Origin of the sequence: Pseudomonas sp. 22515 (genome assembly GCF_052044625.1) — a bacterium.
Classification (GTDB): domain Bacteria; phylum Pseudomonadota; class Gammaproteobacteria; order Pseudomonadales; family Pseudomonadaceae; genus Aquipseudomonas; species Aquipseudomonas alloputida.
In genome coordinates, this window is record NZ_JBQENN010000020.1 from 107,059 (window position 1) to 107,404 (window position 346).

Here is a 346-nt window from a genome sequence, read left to right on the forward strand (position 1 = left end):
ATGGCGCAGCGGACGGGACTCGAACCCGCGACCCCCGGCGTGACAGGCCGGTATTCTAACCGACTGAACTACCGCTGCGCAGTGCGTTCCTCTCTGGCTATCGGCTTCTTGCGAACCCGATGCTCCAGGAACATCTCAGGAAGTGGTGGGTGATGACGGGATCGAACCGCCGACCCTCTGCTTGTAAGGCAGATGCTCTCCCGGCTGAGCTAATCACCCTCGCGATGTTGCTTGTTGCGTTTGCTTCGCTGAGGCCGCGAAATTTACGCAGGTGGCGAAGCTAAGTCAATAGCCCCATTGAATTTTTTTCAAAAAGGCAATGTGAGGTTATCGCCTGCGCCGGCCT

General features: G+C 57.5%; 2 tRNA genes. Both read right to left on the reverse strand.

Going from position 1 to position 346, the window contains the following annotated elements:
• Position 1 precedes the first annotated feature (1 nt).
• Positions 2-78 (reverse strand) — tRNA-Asp (locus tag ACTJJN_RS18985).
• A 65-nt stretch (positions 79-143) separates the two neighbouring features.
• Positions 144-219 (reverse strand) — tRNA-Val (locus ACTJJN_RS18990).
• Positions 220-346: the final 127 nt, after the last annotated feature.